This is a genomic window from Enterococcus faecium (genome assembly GCF_029023785.1).
GTDB lineage: Bacteria > Bacillota > Bacilli > Lactobacillales > Enterococcaceae > Enterococcus_B > Enterococcus_B faecium.
In genome coordinates this window covers 1,636,591-1,653,824 of sequence record NZ_CP118955.1, presented here as the reverse complement: position 1 = coordinate 1,653,824, position 17,234 = coordinate 1,636,591, and the positions used below count along the sequence as shown (strand labels likewise).

Below are 17,234 nucleotides of genomic sequence, written 5' to 3'. Positions count from 1 at the left end.
TATGGAAGTTTTCCAAACCATTATCAATTATGTTTTGAACTTAGGATCAGCCATTTTTGTTCCCCTGATTATTTTGATACTTGGATTGTTGGCAGGGATGAAATTAAAAAAAGCATTCATGTCTGCTTTGACTTTAGGGATTGCTTTTAGCGGAATGTCTATGGTCATTGGCTATATGTCTAACGCAGTAAGTCCAGCATCAGAAGCATTGGCTAAAAATACGGGAATCAGTTTGCCTGCACTTGATCTTGGGTGGACAGGTGCAGCAAGCATCACATGGTCGTGGAGTTATGCTTTTATATTTTTTGCAGTAACGATTGGGGTCAATTTTGTACTGTTACTTTTTAATTGGACGAAGACGTTAAATGTTGATATGTGGAATGTTTGGGGGAAAGCTTTAACTGCTTATTTAGTTTATTATGTTTCCGGTAGTTTGGCTGCAGGCTTTCTTACTGCAATGGTCCAAGTTATATTGGAATTAAAGCTTGGTGATATGTTTCAAAAACATATACAAGATCTCACAGGGATTCCATTAGTAACAGTGACTCATTTTATGACATCTGCCGCTGTCTTATTGCTGCCTTTCAATATGATCATGGATAAAATTCCTGCTTTAAATAAACGAGCGGATACGAATGCATTGAAGAAGAAAATTGGGATCTTCTCTGAAAACTCTGTAATGGGATTCATTATTGGATTGGGGCTTGGCTTTGCTGCTGCGTATGGCGTTTCAGGTTCTCTTAATCTAGCGATCCAAACAGCTACAGCATTAAGTTTGTTTCCTATGATCTCTAAAATGTTCATGCAATCTTTGTCTCCTCTAGCAGACGCTATGTCAGAATTTATGAAAAAGCGGTTTAAGGATCGTGAAGTATATATCGGATTGGACTGGCCGATATTAGCTGGTCGTTCAGAAATTTGGGTTACTGCTATTTTACTTGTTCCTGTGTTTATTGGTTATGCCATTATTTTGCCAGGAAACCAAGTATTACCATTAGCAGGGATTATCAACTATTCGATTGCGGTCGGCGGATTACTTTTAACAGGAGGAAACTTGGCTCGTATGCTGATCTTGGGAATCCTCACGATGCCTATTTATTTGTACGGGGCCACTTACCTTGCGCCAATACTCAGTGATTTAGCAGAAAAAAGCGGAGCAGTCGAGGGAATCAAGAAAGGACAGTTGATCACATGGTCATCCATAGAAGGACCGGAGTTCAGGGTTTTATTTGCGGAGGCATTTAATAGGAATATTCTCGCTATTGTAGGATGCGTGATTTTTCTAGGACTGTTTGTTCTACTTTATAAATATATGATAAAAGCGAAAGTACCGAGTGAACGTTATGCTGAACTACAAAAATAGCATTGAAATGGTGGGAAAGTAATGAAAAGAGAAGAGACAGATAAAATAAAATGGACAGTCGCTCTTTGTGGTACACTTCTGCTATTTCTATATGGACTCTTTACTCAGAATATCATCATCAATCTATTGGTCATTTTTTTCGCACTAGTGATCTATAAATATGGAAATCACGTTTTATTCAGAGAGTACGATGAAAAAAGAAAACGGAAAATAGAAGAATCAATGAAAATAAAAGAAGCTACCAAAGAAATATTGAGAGAAAAAAGTTTTATAAAAAGATAATGGAGGGGTCATTATGTCAGATGGACGTATGTTATTTGAGAGAGAACGACAGGACATGGCACGTATCGTAAGAGTGATTTTCGAAAGGAAAAACACAAATGTCGCAGGAGGGAATTTTTCCTTTAAAACCACTGATGATCAAGGGAAAGACTACATCATCATGACGCCGACCATGATGTCAGAAGCCTATCTAGGAGAGATTTCTCCTGCACAGGTTCTAGTAGTAGAACCAAGAACGCGTAGAATCGTTGACGGAGTCGGTCATTTAACTCGTGAAATCAATATGCATGAAGCGATGTATGAGACTAATCCAGCTATCAAAGCTGTCCTACATGCTCATGCGCCTAATGCAATGTTCTGGGCGACTACTGGGTTGCCTATGCCTAATTTGACTGAAGCCACAGCTAAAGTAAAAGAGATCCCTGTCATGGACTTTGAGCCTAATTGCTCTGAAGAACTTGCTGAATTGACAAGCGACTATGTAAAAAAACAGCATCTCGAATTACCGCATATGTTGCTGCTCAACTCTCATGGCGTATTGATCAACACAGGTGGAGAATCAGGAATCGAAGCTATCCATAAAGCACTGCAAATCCTTGATACAGTTGAATGGAATGCAGAAATTGCCTACAAGCAGACGATTTTTCAAGCATTAGGGATTACTGACGGTTTTTATTCAAAAGGTGAGAAAATCGGGGGATTGGAAGAGTTGAAACATAAAACGGCTATTTATAATAAATCTGTTATTGCAGCTGGTGGAGACTAACCTATCTGACACAAAAAACTACGACTTTCACAAAATCTGATCCAGATCGATATCTGCTTCAGGTTGTATTATGTAAGTCGTAGTTCTTTTCTTTTATTTAGTTAAGAGGTGGTCTGTCCATTCCCTCGCTTGCTCGATTTCGTCCATCGTCAACTGATGACCTGTTACAGTTAGCTGAATAGTCACATTTGCTTGGCGTGTTTCGAATTGATCGGCCAATTCTTTAAAGGAAGCAGGGGAAACGATTGGATCGTTATCACCATAAGAAATCCAGACGGTTTTATCCTCTAATGTGGAACGGCTTTGATGAACACCTAGAGACATCGGATGGAAAAACAACCCTTTATTTAGCTCGGTCTCACGCTCCAATAATAAATGAGCAGCGATGTTTGCGCCATTTGAATAGCCGACAAGCAGCCAGTCACTTAACGGTATCAGTTCTTTTTCGCTGATTTCTTTGATTTTTTCATGGAGTTTATCTGTTTCTTTTTCCAAACTGTCCAGGTCGAATTGATTCAATCCATTACGCTTGAAAAAACGATTCATCCCATCTTCTTGGACCGTGCCACGAAAAGAAAGCAATGTACTGTTTGGTGCAAGAAAGTGAGCGATATCCAGTAAAGAATGTTCATCGCCACCTGTGCCATGAAGTAAGATCAAATGCTTGCCACTTGTTCCTTTTTCAAAAATGTAGGTCATTTTGTTCCCTCTTTTCTGTTTCTATAGATGCAAATGAAGTAGCATGAAGAGATTATTCACGTTTTTTATTTGCATCACTTGTATCGAAAGGACGGACATAAGCTTCAATGGCTTCACGACGTTCTTCTAAGAATGGAGGAAGAGATAGTTTTTCTCCTGCTGATTCTGCTGGTTCATCTTCAAGGAATCCAGGACCATCAGTTGCTAATTCAAACAGTACGTGATGAGCGGCTAGGAAGTACTCAGATTGGAAATAGAAACGATCGACGAAACCAGAATTTGGCAATTCAATCTTATTGATTACTTGAATCCAGTATTCCAATGCTTCTTTGTCTGCTACACGCAATGCTAAGTGATGGATATTTCCAAATCCTTCGATTGCTTTTGGCAAGTCTGTCCGATGTTCAATAATGATGCTTGCACCATTTCCCCCTTCACCGATTTCAAATAAGTAGAAATCTCCTGAATGGTCTGTTTCTTTGAATCCTAAGATTTTTTCAAGAATCAAGCGGATATGCTCTAATTGACTGACACGGACAAAGACAGGTCCAAGTCCTGTGATCGCAAACTCTGTCGGTACATTGCTGTTTTTCCAAGGAATGCCAGCTGCTACACCTTGATTGTTTTCGTCAGAGATCAATTGATAATACTGATTATCGAAATCTTCAAATTCGATATATTTTTTGCCGAAACGTTCATTGATTGCTGAATGAGTAACGTCATATTTTTCAAAACGTTCCAACCAAAAGTCTAATGCTGCGTCACTTGGCACACGGAAAGAAGCACGAGAGATCGTATCTGTTCCTTTTTTTCCTTTTGGCTGATTTGGAAAATCAAAGAAAGTCATATCTGTTCCTGGCGCACCAGTATCGTCTGTAAAGTAAAGATGGTAAGTTTCGATGTCATCTTGGTTAACTGTTTTTTTGATTAAGCGCATTCCTAAAATATCTGTAAAAAAGCGGTAGATTTTTGTAGCGCTAGATGTCATTGCTGTGACGTGGTGAATTCCTCTGATTTGTGTATCCATGATAAATTTCCTCCTGTTAACTTACAAAAAGTAAGTAGTTGATTTAGACATAGTATAGAGGGTGCATCTCTATTTTGCAATTAATTTGTCTTCTAAAGTATCAGGAAGGAATCAAGAATGGAAAAGAGGAGGGACGGATCAATAAAATAAAAAGACTTACGACTAGCTGTATCGATTTCAAAAAAACTAGCTTTAAAAAGCTAACTTTAGAATCATTACGGGTGGTCATAAGTCTTTTTATGCTGAGTTATTTTTTCATTTTTGAGCTAATGCTTAGGATAGAATAGAATGTTGATTTCACGATCTCTTCTTGTTACTTGAAACTGCTTACCACTGTCACGATCTCTTGGTAAACGGCTTTTTCACAACCTCTTTGGTTAAGTTGAACGCACATCCAGCACAGAATAGTTCCGAACATCAAATCGGTTTCGGCTGGAAGAATATTCAATCGGCTGTCCATCTTTGAGATAGACGACTTGCTGAACTTCCAGTACAGGATCGTTTTCTGCACAGTTCAAATATTGCTGATCATATTCATCACTTTTATCTGCAGAAATAGCACGATAAGCCCCTGCAAAATGGACATTCAATTCTTGATGAAGATGATCATAGATAGAGGCTAACAAATGTTCTTTTTTTAAACCCGGCACAAGATGGACTGGCATAAAGGTATGCTCTAAAACATATGGCTCGCCATCTAAGATCCTTAACCGGTGAATATTGTAGACAGGTTGCTCGGCATCGATCATCAATCGTTCTTGGATATATTGATTAGGGAATTCAACATCAAAATGAATGATTTGACTCTTCAAAGAACGATGTCTGCGTTTCATTTGGAGACTCAAACCTTCATACTCGTTAGCGGGCGATGTGTCTTTTTGCATAAATGGATGATTCAAGATTTTCGTTCCTGATCCTCGCTGCGAATAGACAAGTCCTTCCATTGCTAAGATATTGATGGCTTTTTTGATTGTCATCCGGCTCGCACCAAATTCTTTTACCAAGTCGACTTGATTAGGCAAAAAACTATCGGGAGGATACTCTTTTGAACGGATACGTTCTCTTAAAATATTTGCGATTTCTTCGTATTTTGGCACGTTATTCACCTCTTCTAGAGTATAACGAAAGATTATGCTTCCGACAACTCGAAGTAGCATCTGGAACATTGTTTATTCGAAAAAAGAGGTCATGACAAGTTTTTGTCACAACCCCTTAATGATCTATTAAGCAATATCTAAATCTGGTTGTTTATCTAGTACTTTCAGGAATGGGTACCAGATAAAGGCAACGATGACAAAGTCGATGACTTGCAGCATACCACCAAGCCATGAATTTGTTGCTAAGACACCGCTTGCAATGATTGGCACAGTCCATGGAACAGAGACGCCAGTTGGTGCAGGGACAAGTCCAGCAGCCATTACCAAATAATTGAACGTCGTTACGATTAGAGGTGCCACAACCCAAGGAATAAGGATTGTTGCATTCAATACGATCGGTAGACCGAAGATCGCTGGTTCATTTACATTGAAAATACCAGGTGCTAAAGCTAATCGTCCAACATCACGATACTGTTTCTTTTTAAGAACAAAGGCCATCAATAAAACGACAGCTAAAGTCATTCCAGAGCCACCAATACCAACAGTGAAGGTTTCCATGAATGGTTTTGTGATGATGTGTGGTAATTCTTTTCCATGTTGATAAGCTTCTAAGTTATCAAGCATCAGTGTATTCCAAATCGGGTCCATTACAGAGTTGACGATGATTTGTCCGTGAAGTCCGAAGAACCATAAGAATTGGACAAAGAACAAAGCAATCAATGTTGCAGGTAAACTACTTCCCAAACCAGTTAATGGTTTTTGGATCACTTCATAAACGACGTCATGTAAGTTAGCATTGAAAATACCAGTCATCACAGCATTGATTACTAAGAAAATAGTTAGTGTCACTACAGCAGGGATCAAAGCGGCAAATGATTTTGTTACTGCAGGCGGAACTCCATCAGGCATTTTGATCTGCCAGCCGCGTTTCGTGATTCTGCAGTAGATTTCTCCAGCCAAGAAAGCAGCGATCATTCCAATGAACATTCCTTTTGCGCCAAGACGATCAAGTGAAAGCACACCAGTCACATCTTCACCGCCAGCGGTTTTCATTGCAAAAGGCGTAAGAATCAAGAAGCTGGCAAAAGACACGGCACCACCGAAAATACCTTCAACGTCATAAGATTTTGATAAATAATAGCCGATACCAAAAGTAACAAAAACCGACATGATGCTCATTGTTGCATTTTGCCCATTACCGAATAAATTCGATAAAGTTCCCTTTGTTGCGTCACTGAAAAAAGGCAAGTTATTGATAACGACAACGATCGAACCGAACATCGTTAAAGGGAAGGAAAGCATGAAAGCATCCCGCAGCACTGTAAGGTAACGATTTTGCCCTAATAAATTAGCTAAGGGCATGATTTTCTCAGAAAGCTTGTCCATAAAACCGTTCATTTTTATTCACCTCAAATTTATTTGCAATCGATTACATACAAAGTATAACGCCAAAAATTTTAAATGTCTAGTCATTTTCATAAAAAGTATTGATTTATTTTTTAGGGTTCGTTATGATTACGGTATCAAGAAAAAAGAGAGGAAGTAAAAAAATGAAAACCTACACATTCCCAGAAAATTTTTGGTGGGGTTCTGCTGCTAGCGGACCGCAAACAGAAGGAAGAGTAAGTGATGATGGTAAAGGAGAAAATATTTGGGATCATTGGTATGAATTAGAGCCTGAAAAATTCTTCGATCAAGTAGGACCTGAAAAAACTTCGCAAGTTTACACAAAATACAAAGAAGATGTTCAGTTAATGAAAGAAACTGGCCATAACACATTTCGTACATCTATCCAATGGAGTCGTTTGATTCCAGAAGGGACAGGTGAAATCAATCAAAAAGCTGTTTCTTTTTATCGAGATTATTTTACTGAATTGCTGGATAATGGTATTGAACCTTTTGTGAACCTTTACCATTTCGATATGCCACTACCACTGCAAGAAAAAGGCGGATGGTTATCAAGAGAAACGGTCGACGCTTATGTTTCTTATGCAGCAGCGTGCTTTGAACTGTTTGGAGATCTGGTCAAAAAATGGTTTACTCATAATGAACCAATCGTACCTGTAGAAGGAGGCTACTTGTATCAATTCCACTATCCAAATCATATCAATATGAAAGAAGCGGTCCAAGTAGGCTATCATGAGAATCTAGCAAGCGCAAAGGTAATCAAAGCCTACCATGAAGGCGGACATGATGGTGAGATCGGAATCATCTTGAATCTGACACCAAGCTATCCGAGAGATGAAACGAACCCAGAAGATGTAAAAGCGGCGAAGATCGCTGACGCATTCTTCAACCGATCATTCCTTGACCCTGCAGTGAAAGGAGAGTTTCCACAAGAGTTGATCGAAATTGTCAAAGAATTGGCTATAATGCCAGAGATCCATGAAGGAGACCTAGAACTCATCCGTGAAAACACGATTGACCTGCTAGGAATCAATTACTATCAGCCTCGTCGAATCAAAGCAAAAGAAACTCCAATCAATCACGAACATAGCCCCATGCCAGATGATTATTTTGATAATTACGACATGCCCAATAAAAAAATGAATCCATATCGTGGATGGGAAATTTACGAAAAAGGAATCTATGATATTTTAACGAATACAAGAGAAAACTATGGTAATATCAAATGCTATATTTCTGAAAATGGGATGGGGGTCGAAGGAGAAGAACGATTTGTTAACAGCGAAGGAATTATTGAAGATGATTACCGGATCGAGTTTGTTACGGATCATTTGAAATACGTCCATCAAGCAATCCAAGAAGGAACCAATTGTGTGGGTTACCACATGTGGACATGTATGGACAACTGGTCTTGGACAAATGCTTATAAGAATCGCTATGGCTTTATCGCTGTTGATTTGGCACAAGACGGTAAACGGACGATCAAAAAATCAGGTCGCTGGTTTAAAACGGTCTCTGAAAAAAACGGATTTGATGCCTGATATTTTTTGATAAAACGTTCACAAAATGTTTGTTCTAACACTGTAATCGTGCTACACTAACAGTGAAGGAGGCGTTTACAATGGTAGATACTTATCGTAATATTTTAGTAGCAATTGATGGTTCTGAAAAGGCAGAAAAAGCATTTCTTGAGGCAATCACGATTGCCAAACGAAATCAGGCAACGTTGCACATCCTGTATGTCAATGAAGTAACAGGCAATTACTTTGGTGATTTTGCATTTGTTACAACAAGCCTTCAGGAAGAATTGGATGAGGTTGCGGAAAACCAGATGAAAGAACATCGAAACTTGGCAATTGAAAAAGGCCTGACAGATATCGAGACATATGTTCTTTACGGTTATCCAAAGACACTGATTGCTAATTTCCATGAATCGAAAGAACCAATCGATCTGATTGTCATGGGGGCGACAGGTCTGAATGCGGTAGAACGTGCACTAGTAGGTTCCACTACTTCCTATGTAGTCAACCACGCATCATGTAACGTCATGGTTGTAAAATAAATAAATTAAGGGAACAGAAAGCAAAAAAGCATAACGCTTCTTTTGCTTTCTGTTCCTTTTATTTTTTTGTAAAAAATTACTTTACCTGATGAAGTAATCATGCTATTCTAATTACAACGACAGATGGAGTAATATGGAGGAAAGAAAATGATTTCAAGTGATGGAATACGCGGATACAATGATGCGATTATTTTATCGATCCTTAACAAAAACGATTCTTATGGATATGAAATTTCTAAAACGATTCGTGAGAGGACAAATGATTCCTATGTGATCAAAGAGACAACACTTTACTCCGTTTTTGCCCGTTTAGAAAAGAATCAACTGATTGTTTCGTATCCTGGAGAAGTGACTCATGGAAAAAAGCGGACATATTATAAAATCACTGAAATAGGGCGTAATCTTTTAGAAGAAAAAAAGCAAGAGTGGCTGACGACGAAAGACGTAGTCGATCAATTTTTGGAGGGAAATTAAATGGATACAATCCGTAATTATTTAGACAGTCTTTTTATCGGAGTACCTCAAAGTACCGAGATAGATAAGCTGAAAACTGATTTGTTGGCAAATATGGAAGACCATTATCATGAATTGATGGGAGAAGGAAAAAATGAACAGGAGGCCATCGGTACAGTAATTTCGACATTTGGTTCAATCGATGAATTATTAGAAGAACTAGATGTCGAAAAAAAACATCAAGCTGACGAGACGGAAACAAACACAGCTTCTATTTATTTAAGCGAAGCAGAAAACTACTGGAAAGAATACAGAGCGGCAAGTCTCCAAGTGGCATCAGGTGTTCTATTCATTAGCTTATCTTTTGCAAGTTTTCTTTTCTTTTGTTCAGCAGGATATGTGTTCATGGGTATTTCTTGTCTGATTTTCGGTATAGCATTAGCTGTCGGTTTTTTTATTGCTTCTGGTATGAAAATCACACGTTTAAATCACTTTTTGCACCATCGGAAAATACCTGAAAAAGTATTAGCAGAAGCAAAAGAAAAAGAAGAAGAGTATCAGCGAAGTTTTGGCTTCTCACTGATTGCAGGAATTGGATTATGTATTTTTTCACTTTTCCCACTTTTGGCTTCTTTAATGTGGTATATGGATGGTAGTATCGGTGCCTCTATATTTTTTGTTACGGTAGGAACGGGTGTCTTCTTGATCATTTATGGCAGTCTAGTCCGTCATTCTTATCGTCAATTCACTCAAAGCGCTTATTACTGGTGAATGTATTCAGATTTGTAAAAATATTCTATTTATCCGGCGTAGAAAAAAAGACTGTGACACGCTTTTGTCACAGTCTTTTTTATATATAATAATTTAAAAATTCATCATCTAAATCCGTAGAATTTTCTAGATTGCTTACCCATGTAAAATCGTTATAGACAGATTTCAGTTGACTTCTGCGCCATTGTACAGGGATAAAAAGACGCATGCTATCTTCATTGAATCCGACTAATAATTTCTTTCCGTCAGTAATGATGGGACGTTGTAACAAAGTAAAATGCGAGACGATCAGATCGACAAGCTCTGAGGTCGTACATTGGTCGATTTGGTCTTTCAAATTTTTATAATCAATCGAGCGTTTAGCTAATAGATCGTCAAATCCGTTTTCTGTTAATGACAATAAATAAAATATCTCTTTCCTTGTTAAAGGCTGTTTAGGTGTGAAAATTCGTTCTCTGTAAGGCATTTGATGGTCTTTCAGCCAGTTTGCCATCAGATGGTAACTATGTGTGCGAGAAGAATAGATCGTAAGCATAAAAAAACTCCTTAAATAGTCCATTAATTTGTTAGATCTGTTGAGATAAATAATAGGTAAGGAGCTGTGCATAAGCATTGATCAAAACAACCCAAACATCATTAGAAATAACTTTCTAAAGTCTTAAACTTGCGACGAGAAACAACTAGACTAATAGAAAAAATGTCTTAGCCATTTGGCTTCCTGTTTGTTTTTTTGCTTATGCTGCAGCTCCTCGGGAAAGGGTTCTAACAATTTGAAGAAGGTTGATGATTGATCTAGTTTAAATTGTGTGAAATTTGAAATCTGGTGTTTTTACTAGATGAATCACCTAACAACTATGATTATAACTTATAGAACTTCTGTTTTGTATTTGGTTTTGTTATAGTTGTTATAAAGTTTTATTTTATTACAGAACATTTTTAATTAATAAAGAACAGTTAGAAGTTAAAATTGCTGATTCACATAGAGTTTATGACTTCTTGGAAATTCTTTTTCAATCAGTTTTTTCATCTGTTTATGAAATTCTTTTTTTTCAGTAAACATAAAGGTTTGGGTATCGTAACCTTCTTCATGTAGGAAATAGATTATTCCTTTTTCTGTGTTTTGCGTATAAGCTTTTATACTCCTGTCTTTTTTGAAAGAACAGATCGTATAGCCATCTATTTGGTCTGGTAGTCGTTTGATTTTCTTCAAAATGACTTTTTTATCCTCAAGTTTCATTTTTTTCACCTGACTTTATTTTTTTCATATGGAAATCATAGCGCCTTTGGTTATATGAAAACAAGAAGGATACTGAAATATATATAAATCAAATAGTGGTTATTTATTATTAGAATAGCGAATACAAACAAATGACAACTATTTTCTGATTTATTACAAATGTTTTTTCAAATAAATTTGATTACCAAGAAAAGGTAGTGGTATATTTACTGAGGGATACTTTGAAAAACATATGATAGAAACAGTAACAGCATTATGAAAAATCTTTTTATAAAAATGGAGGAATCGATTTGATGGAAGATCAGTATGTACAAGCAATGACGATCGCAGGATCAGATAGCGATGGAAGCGCAGGGATGCAAGCAGATATGCATACATTCTTTACAAGAAATGTTTACGGTGTTTCTGTCATGACCGCATGTGTTGCAGGTAATTCTTACGGAATCGGAGCAAGTGTGACATTGCCAACAGATTTTATCGACAAAGAATTTGAACTGATTGCGAAGGACTTTCAAATACGTGCAGCTAAAACAGGTATGCTAGCAGATTCAAAGTTGATTGAGACAGTTGTAAAAAATTACCAAAAATATGAATTTGGACCATTAGTCGTGGATCCCGTAATCGTAACGAAACATGGAAATCTTTTACTAGAAGAATCTGCTTTGCAAAGCTTGAAAGAAAAGCTTGTCCCTTTGGCCGAAGTACTGACACCTAATTTTTATGAAGCAGAAAAGCTGACTGGACGGACATTAGCAGCTGAAGAAGATTTTGTGCAAGCAGCAAAAGAACTGCAAGATATGGGTGCAAAAAACGTTATGATCAAAGGACATCATGCTAAAGATGCGCAGCAAGAAACAGTCAATGACTACGTATTGCTCGAATCAGGAAAATCATTTTGGTTAAATGCACCATTTTATCCTACCGACCGGATCAACGGAACTGGCGATTCGCTATCTGCATGTATTGCAGCTGAGTTAGCGAAAGGAAAAACAGTTGAACAAGCGATCCGATTGGCAAAAGACTATGTAAACCGTGCAATTCGTGAAGAAATAAATGTAGGGCACAAATATGGACCCATCAATCATTGGGCAGCTGGTGAATTAGAGTAAAAGAAAGAGGTCGTGAGCCTGCCGTCCAGCTCCGAGTCACAAGGAACAAGTTCAAAAAACAGCTTCTCATGTTTGTTGAATATTGTGACTTGTGACCGAGGAGTTGGCAGGAGAACACCGTTTGTTCGGAAGAAGGGACTGTGACAAGATTTTTGTCACAGTCCCTTTAATCTTAGTATATTTTTCTCTACTTGAATAAAAAAATTATAGGATTGGAGAAAATAATCGAGAAATTTGTTGCTTGAATAATAGCCAGTTAGACATTTCCTTGACTGTTTCAGTTGTCATGGATGAACAATGTGTCTCATCTTCTTTGAACTGAGTAGCAAGTTCTTCTAAAAACTCAGGATCGTAAATGACAGCACTTGTTTCAAAATTCAATCGGTAGCTACGAATATCTTGATTTGCTGAACCTACCATGCAGATTTCATCATCCATTATCAATGTTTTTGCATGGAGGAAGCCGTTCTCATAGACAAGGATTTGTACATTTTCCTTGATCAGCTGCCGAGCATAATATTGTGTTGCTCGATAAATAAAAGGATGATCCGGTTTGTTGGGAATCATGATTTTCACATCTACACCAGAGGCAGTTGCGATTTTTAAAGCAGCAATGACACTTTCATCAGGAACAAGGTAAGGTGTCTGTATCCAAACACGTTTTTTAGCAGAAGTAATCAATTTGATAAATGAAAGCTTGATTTGTTCCCTTTCGTTATTCGGTCCGCTTGAAACAAGCTGGATGGATGTATCAGCAAGCTTAGATTCATCTCGATCTGCTTTTTTAAAGAAATAATTCAAATGATAGCCGACCTTTTTTTCTTCAGGTACCGAGACGTTCCAGTCTGTTAAGAAGCGAAGCTGGAGCAAAGAAGAAGCGGCACCGAAAATCCGTATATGCGTATCGCGCCAATAGCCGAATTTTTTTGTTGTATTTACATATTGATTGGCAATATTGAAACCACCGGTATAACTAATCTTTCCATCGATCACAACGATTTTTCGGTGATCATGGTAATTCAATCGGAAACGAAGTAATGCCTTTTGTGAGGTAACAAATGTATGGACATGTCCACCATTTTTGATTAGACGATTGAAATCTTTTGCTTTTGTGCCATGAGAGCCAAATGCATCATATAATATTCGAACTTCCACGCCTTCTGCGGCTTTTTCTTCTAAAACATGTAAGACTTGCTGGCCGATATTATCTGTCACAAATGCGTAATATTCGATATGGATCGAATGTTTGGCTTTTTTTAGATCTTGAAGCAGTGAATCCAATTTCTCTTGTCCGTCTGTGAGAAGAGTGACAGAATTCATTCTTGTCAGCGGCATACGATTTAATGAAGAGAAGAAGTCGACAAATTGCTGTTTGTCTTTATCGCCCATGTCAGGATCGTAATGTTCAATGGTATCTCCTCTAAAAGACTGAAAGTTTTCTAATTCTTTCAAGTCACTTTGTCGGAGATAGAATTTTTTCTTATCCGTTAATCCACGTCCGAAAAATAAATATAATACAAAACCCACCCCAGGAAGGGCAAACAATACTAAGAGCCATGCCCAAATGGCTGCTACATCTCGGGGTTTGATCAAAATAGCCACCAAAGCAATAAGTGCATTTAATAGATAAAGGGCGGTTATAATACTAGATACCACAAAAATGTTCCTCCTTACATACAATAACATTAGTATAGCATGATAGAAGAAAGAAGCCTACCAAGGTGAATATACTTTTCACTCCTTTCATGAAAATGTAGGTAAATCGGGCTAAAGTAGTTGCTTTTTGTAGGTTAATAAGGTAGGATATTAGTACAGTTGAATATCTCCTTAGGGGAGTAACCGGCAACGTTTGTTGCGATAATATCAACAGTAAGTTAACCAAATGGTTTTCTGGTATTGTATGAAATGGTGAGACCTAAGACAAATGCGTATTTGTCTTAGGTCTCTTTTTTTTCAGACAGGACTAGGGCCAAGATCAAAAAATGGGGGATGAAATTTGGAAAACAAGGAACAAGCACAACAAGCGGTCTATAAAGAAACGATCGACTCGTTGATGCAGCAAACGCAGAGCTCAACCGATGGATTGAGCACCACGCAAGCGAAGGAAAAATTAGAAAGAGATGGCTTGAACCAGCTAAAAGAAAAGCCGAAGAAGCCAACTTGGAAATTGTTCTTAGAAACTTTCAAAGATGCAATGGTTATCGTATTGCTGATTGTCGCACTGATTCAGATGGTCATGGGTGACTACATCGAATTCTTAGTTATTTTTGCAGTATTGATGTTGAATTCTATAATCAGTGTTGTCCAAACAAAAAAAGCAGAAGGTTCTTTAGAAGCGTTGAAAAACCTTTCAGCGCCCGATGCTCGAGTGATTCGTGATGGTAAGGAAAAAACGATTCCGGCAAACGAACTTGTGGTAGGAGATATCGTGTTGTTAGACGCAGGCGATTATGTACCTGCTGATGGACGTTTACTAGATGCGGGATCATTAAAAGTAGATGAAGGTATGCTGACAGGAGAGTCGACTTCTGCAGAAAAAGAAGTAACGGATATCACAAGTACGGTACCAATCGGAGATCGTACAAATATGGTATTCAGTGGAACGATCGTAACTTACGGACGCGGTAAATTCTTAGTGACTTCAACTGGGAATAATACGGAGATCGGACAAGTTGCTGGCCTTTTGGAATCAACAACTGAGCAAGTCACTCCGTTACAACGAGGTCTGGATAAATTCAGTAAAAAACTAAGTTTGGCTATTTTGGCATTGTCTTTATTGATTTTAGGTATCCAACTGTTTCGTATTTATCTTGGAGAAGGTACAGGAGATATGACTGCAGATATCGTCAGCGCAGTGATGTTTGCCGTAGCCGTAGCCGTAGCTGCTATTCCAGAAGCATTACAGTCTATCGTAACAATCGTGTTATCTTTGGGAACGAATAAAATGGCAAAACGTCATGCCATTATTCGGAAGCTTCCAGCAGTTGAAACACTTGGTTCGACAAGTATCATCTGTACAGATAAGACTGGTACATTGACACAAAACAAAATGACAGTTGTTGACTACTTTTTAGGTAATGGCGATACTGGGGATTTCACAAATGACCCTTCAAAATGGACAGCTGACGAACGTCGCTTGATCGAAATCAGTGTTTTAGCGAATGATGCATCGATCAGTGAAGACGGTACTAAATTGGGCGACCCTACGGAAGTAGCGTTTATCGACTTTAGTGAAAAATTAAACCAGCCTTATCAGGAAATCCGAAACAACTACCCAAGACAAGCAGAACTTCCTTTTGACTCAGATCGAAAATTAATGTCTACTGGACACACAATTGATAACAAAAATTACTTGTTTGTTAAAGGCGGACCAGATATCGTCTTCCAACGCAGTAAAAAAGTATTGCTAAATGGTGAAGTCGTTCCGATGACGGATGAATTGATGAAAAAATTCCAAGAGCAAAATGAAGCTTTTTCAACACGCGCATTACGTGTACTAGCTTTTGCTTACCGTCCACTTGATAATTTTGATTTATCATTTGAAGATGAAGACGATTTGATCCTTGTTGGTTTGCTTGCTATGATCGATCCTCCACGTGCTGAAGTGACTCAGGCGGTAACAGAAGCAAGAAGTGCAGGAATCAAAACAATCATGATTACTGGTGACCACAAAACAACAGCTGTTGCTATCGCAAAACAAATCGGGATTTTTGAAGAAGGAAACCTGGCTTTGACCGGGACGGAACTAGATGAATTGACAGAAGATCAACTAAACGAAGTTTTAGAAAAAGTCACTGTTTATGCACGTGTTTCACCTGAGAATAAAATTCGTATCGTTCGTGCTTGGCAAAATAAAGGTCATATCTCAGCTATGACAGGTGATGGTGTAAATGACGCACCAGCATTGAAACAAGCAGACATCGGAATTGCTATGGGAACGGGTACAGATGTGGCAAAAGATGCAGCAGCGATGGTATTGACGGATGATAACTTTGCTTCTATTGTCAGCGCAGTAGAAGTAGGACGTAATGTGTTTGATAATATCAAGAAAGCTATTTCTTATCTATTTGCAGGAAATTTAGGTGCGATCATTGCGATCATCTTTGCCTTAGTTGCTGACTGGTCCAATCCATTTACAGCATTACAACTGTTGTTCATCAATTTAGTCAATGATTCACTGCCAGCAATTGCATTAGGTACAGAAAAAGCTGAACCTGCTACGATGAACCGCCCGCCAAGAGATCCAAATTCAGGAATCTTTACGGACAAAACATTGATTTCTGTAACGTATCGTGGTGTGCTGATTGGGATTGCTGTTATCTTTGCTCAATGGCTTGGCATGCAGCATTCACCTGAATTCGGTGTAGCCATGTCATTTTCAACATTGATTTGGTGTCGGACATTGCAAACATTCCCAGCACGTTCAAACACACAAACAGCTATCCAAGCAGGGTTCTTCTCTAACAGAAGTGTCTTACTAGCTGTAGTTGTATGTAGCGCGCTTTACTGCTTAACAATGATCCCAGGACTGAAAGAAGTCTTCTCTATCCCATCAGCATTTGGATTGACAGAAGTCTTTACATGTATGGGAATCGCACTTGTGACAATTGTTTTGATGGAAATCACTAAATTGATCATTGTACGAGTACAAGGAAATAAATAAAACGAATCAACGAGGTTGTGAGCCTGCCGTTTAATTCTGAGTCACAAGGTGCAATTTCAACAAACAGCTTCTCATGTTTGTTGAATATTGTGACTTGTGACCGAAGAGTTGGCAGGAGAACACCGTTTAAGGAAGAAGTTGTAAAATCAGCATTTTGAGCTAATACTGAGGGTCATCTGATTGGACACTGTTTATTCGGAAAGAGGGACTTTGACACGACTTTGGTCACAGTCCCTTTTTTTATTTATGATAGACGGAAAGCCAATCATTTTATTATTCATCAAAAGAGATAGAATAG

Annotated in this window: 16 protein-coding genes; 9 read left to right on the top strand and 7 right to left on the bottom strand. The window is 38.2% G+C overall.

What is annotated here, in order from left to right; all coding sequences use genetic code 11:
* Position 1: 1 nt before the first annotated feature.
* The 3 genes from PYW34_RS08010 to PYW34_RS08000 are packed head-to-tail and all read left to right on the top strand — an operon-like array spanning position 2 to position 2,411.
* Complete coding sequence (locus PYW34_RS08010) at positions 2 to 1,363, top strand: PTS galactitol transporter subunit IIC (RefSeq protein WP_002294360.1); 1,362 nt, start codon at positions 2 to 4, stop codon at positions 1,361 to 1,363.
* Positions 1,364 to 1,384: 21 nt separating this feature from the next.
* Entirely contained in the window at positions 1,385 to 1,645 is a 261-nt protein-coding gene (locus PYW34_RS08005; RefSeq protein ID WP_002288318.1) for a hypothetical protein, read from the top strand.
* 13 nt (positions 1,646 to 1,658) lie between these two features.
* Complete coding sequence (locus PYW34_RS08000; protein ID WP_002288278.1) at positions 1,659 to 2,411, top strand: class II aldolase/adducin family protein; 753 nt, start codon at positions 1,659 to 1,661, stop codon at positions 2,409 to 2,411.
* A 93-nt stretch (positions 2,412 to 2,504) separates the two neighbouring features.
* Here PYW34_RS08000 and PYW34_RS07995 read toward each other — a convergent pair whose 3' ends face one another.
* From PYW34_RS07995 to celB, 4 genes are all read right to left on the bottom strand, one after another.
* Positions 2,505 to 3,110: an alpha/beta hydrolase gene (locus PYW34_RS07995; protein WP_002294361.1), complete on the bottom strand. Its 606-nt coding sequence runs from the start codon at positions 3,108 to 3,110 to the stop codon at positions 2,505 to 2,507.
* 52 nt (positions 3,111 to 3,162) lie between these two features.
* Positions 3,163 to 4,137 (bottom strand): ring-cleaving dioxygenase, encoded by a 975-nt coding sequence (locus tag PYW34_RS07990; protein ID WP_002288275.1) that lies wholly within the window; start codon positions 4,135 to 4,137, stop codon positions 3,163 to 3,165.
* Between the two features lie 377 nt (positions 4,138 to 4,514).
* Positions 4,515 to 5,234, bottom strand: a complete 720-nt coding sequence (locus tag PYW34_RS07985) for a GntR family transcriptional regulator (protein WP_002294363.1) — start codon at positions 5,232 to 5,234, stop codon at positions 4,515 to 4,517.
* Positions 5,235 to 5,360: 126 nt separating this feature from the next.
* Positions 5,361 to 6,632: a PTS cellobiose transporter subunit IIC gene (gene celB / locus PYW34_RS07980; RefSeq protein WP_002294365.1), complete on the bottom strand. Its 1,272-nt coding sequence runs from the start codon at positions 6,630 to 6,632 to the stop codon at positions 5,361 to 5,363.
* 152 nt (positions 6,633 to 6,784) lie between these two features.
* On the opposite strand from celB, the gene PYW34_RS07975 reads away from it, so the two are divergent.
* From PYW34_RS07975 to PYW34_RS07960, 4 genes are all read left to right on the top strand, one after another.
* Positions 6,785 to 8,182, top strand: a complete 1,398-nt coding sequence (locus PYW34_RS07975; RefSeq protein ID WP_002294367.1) for a glycoside hydrolase family 1 protein — start codon at positions 6,785 to 6,787, stop codon at positions 8,180 to 8,182.
* Positions 8,183 to 8,262: 80 nt separating this feature from the next.
* The gene (locus PYW34_RS07970) at positions 8,263 to 8,703 is read left to right on the top strand and encodes a universal stress protein (RefSeq protein ID WP_002289467.1); all 441 of its coding nucleotides are present in this window, start codon (positions 8,263 to 8,265) and stop codon (positions 8,701 to 8,703) included.
* Positions 8,704 to 8,850: 147 nt separating this feature from the next.
* On the top strand, positions 8,851 to 9,177 hold the full coding sequence (locus PYW34_RS07965) for a PadR family transcriptional regulator (RefSeq protein ID WP_002289468.1): 327 nt from the start codon (positions 8,851 to 8,853) through the stop codon (positions 9,175 to 9,177).
* The gene (locus PYW34_RS07960; RefSeq protein ID WP_002289470.1) at positions 9,178 to 9,927 is read left to right on the top strand and encodes a permease prefix domain 1-containing protein; all 750 of its coding nucleotides are present in this window, start codon (positions 9,178 to 9,180) and stop codon (positions 9,925 to 9,927) included.
* A 79-nt stretch (positions 9,928 to 10,006) separates the two neighbouring features.
* Here PYW34_RS07960 and PYW34_RS07955 read toward each other — a convergent pair whose 3' ends face one another.
* Both PYW34_RS07955 and PYW34_RS07950 read right to left on the bottom strand, forming a co-directional pair.
* Complete coding sequence (locus PYW34_RS07955) at positions 10,007 to 10,462, bottom strand: Spx/MgsR family RNA polymerase-binding regulatory protein (RefSeq protein WP_002289471.1); 456 nt, start codon at positions 10,460 to 10,462, stop codon at positions 10,007 to 10,009.
* 426 nt (positions 10,463 to 10,888) lie between these two features.
* Complete coding sequence (locus PYW34_RS07950; RefSeq protein ID WP_002289474.1) at positions 10,889 to 11,164, bottom strand: hypothetical protein; 276 nt, start codon at positions 11,162 to 11,164, stop codon at positions 10,889 to 10,891.
* Positions 11,165 to 11,457: 293 nt separating this feature from the next.
* Here PYW34_RS07950 and thiD point away from each other — a divergent pair, with 293 nt between their 5' ends.
* Positions 11,458 to 12,273 (top strand): bifunctional hydroxymethylpyrimidine kinase/phosphomethylpyrimidine kinase, encoded by an 816-nt coding sequence (gene thiD, locus PYW34_RS07945; RefSeq protein ID WP_002334547.1) that lies wholly within the window; start codon positions 11,458 to 11,460, stop codon positions 12,271 to 12,273.
* Between the two features lie 204 nt (positions 12,274 to 12,477).
* Here thiD and cls read toward each other — a convergent pair whose 3' ends face one another.
* Positions 12,478 to 13,929, bottom strand: coding sequence for a cardiolipin synthase (cls, locus tag PYW34_RS07940; RefSeq protein WP_002294371.1), 1,452 nt, complete (start codon positions 13,927 to 13,929; stop codon positions 12,478 to 12,480).
* Positions 13,930 to 14,269: 340 nt separating this feature from the next.
* Between cls and PYW34_RS07935 the strand changes: the two genes are divergently transcribed.
* The gene (locus PYW34_RS07935) at positions 14,270 to 16,936 is read left to right on the top strand and encodes a cation-translocating P-type ATPase (RefSeq protein WP_002294372.1); all 2,667 of its coding nucleotides are present in this window, start codon (positions 14,270 to 14,272) and stop codon (positions 16,934 to 16,936) included.
* Positions 16,937 to 17,234: the final 298 nt, after the last annotated feature.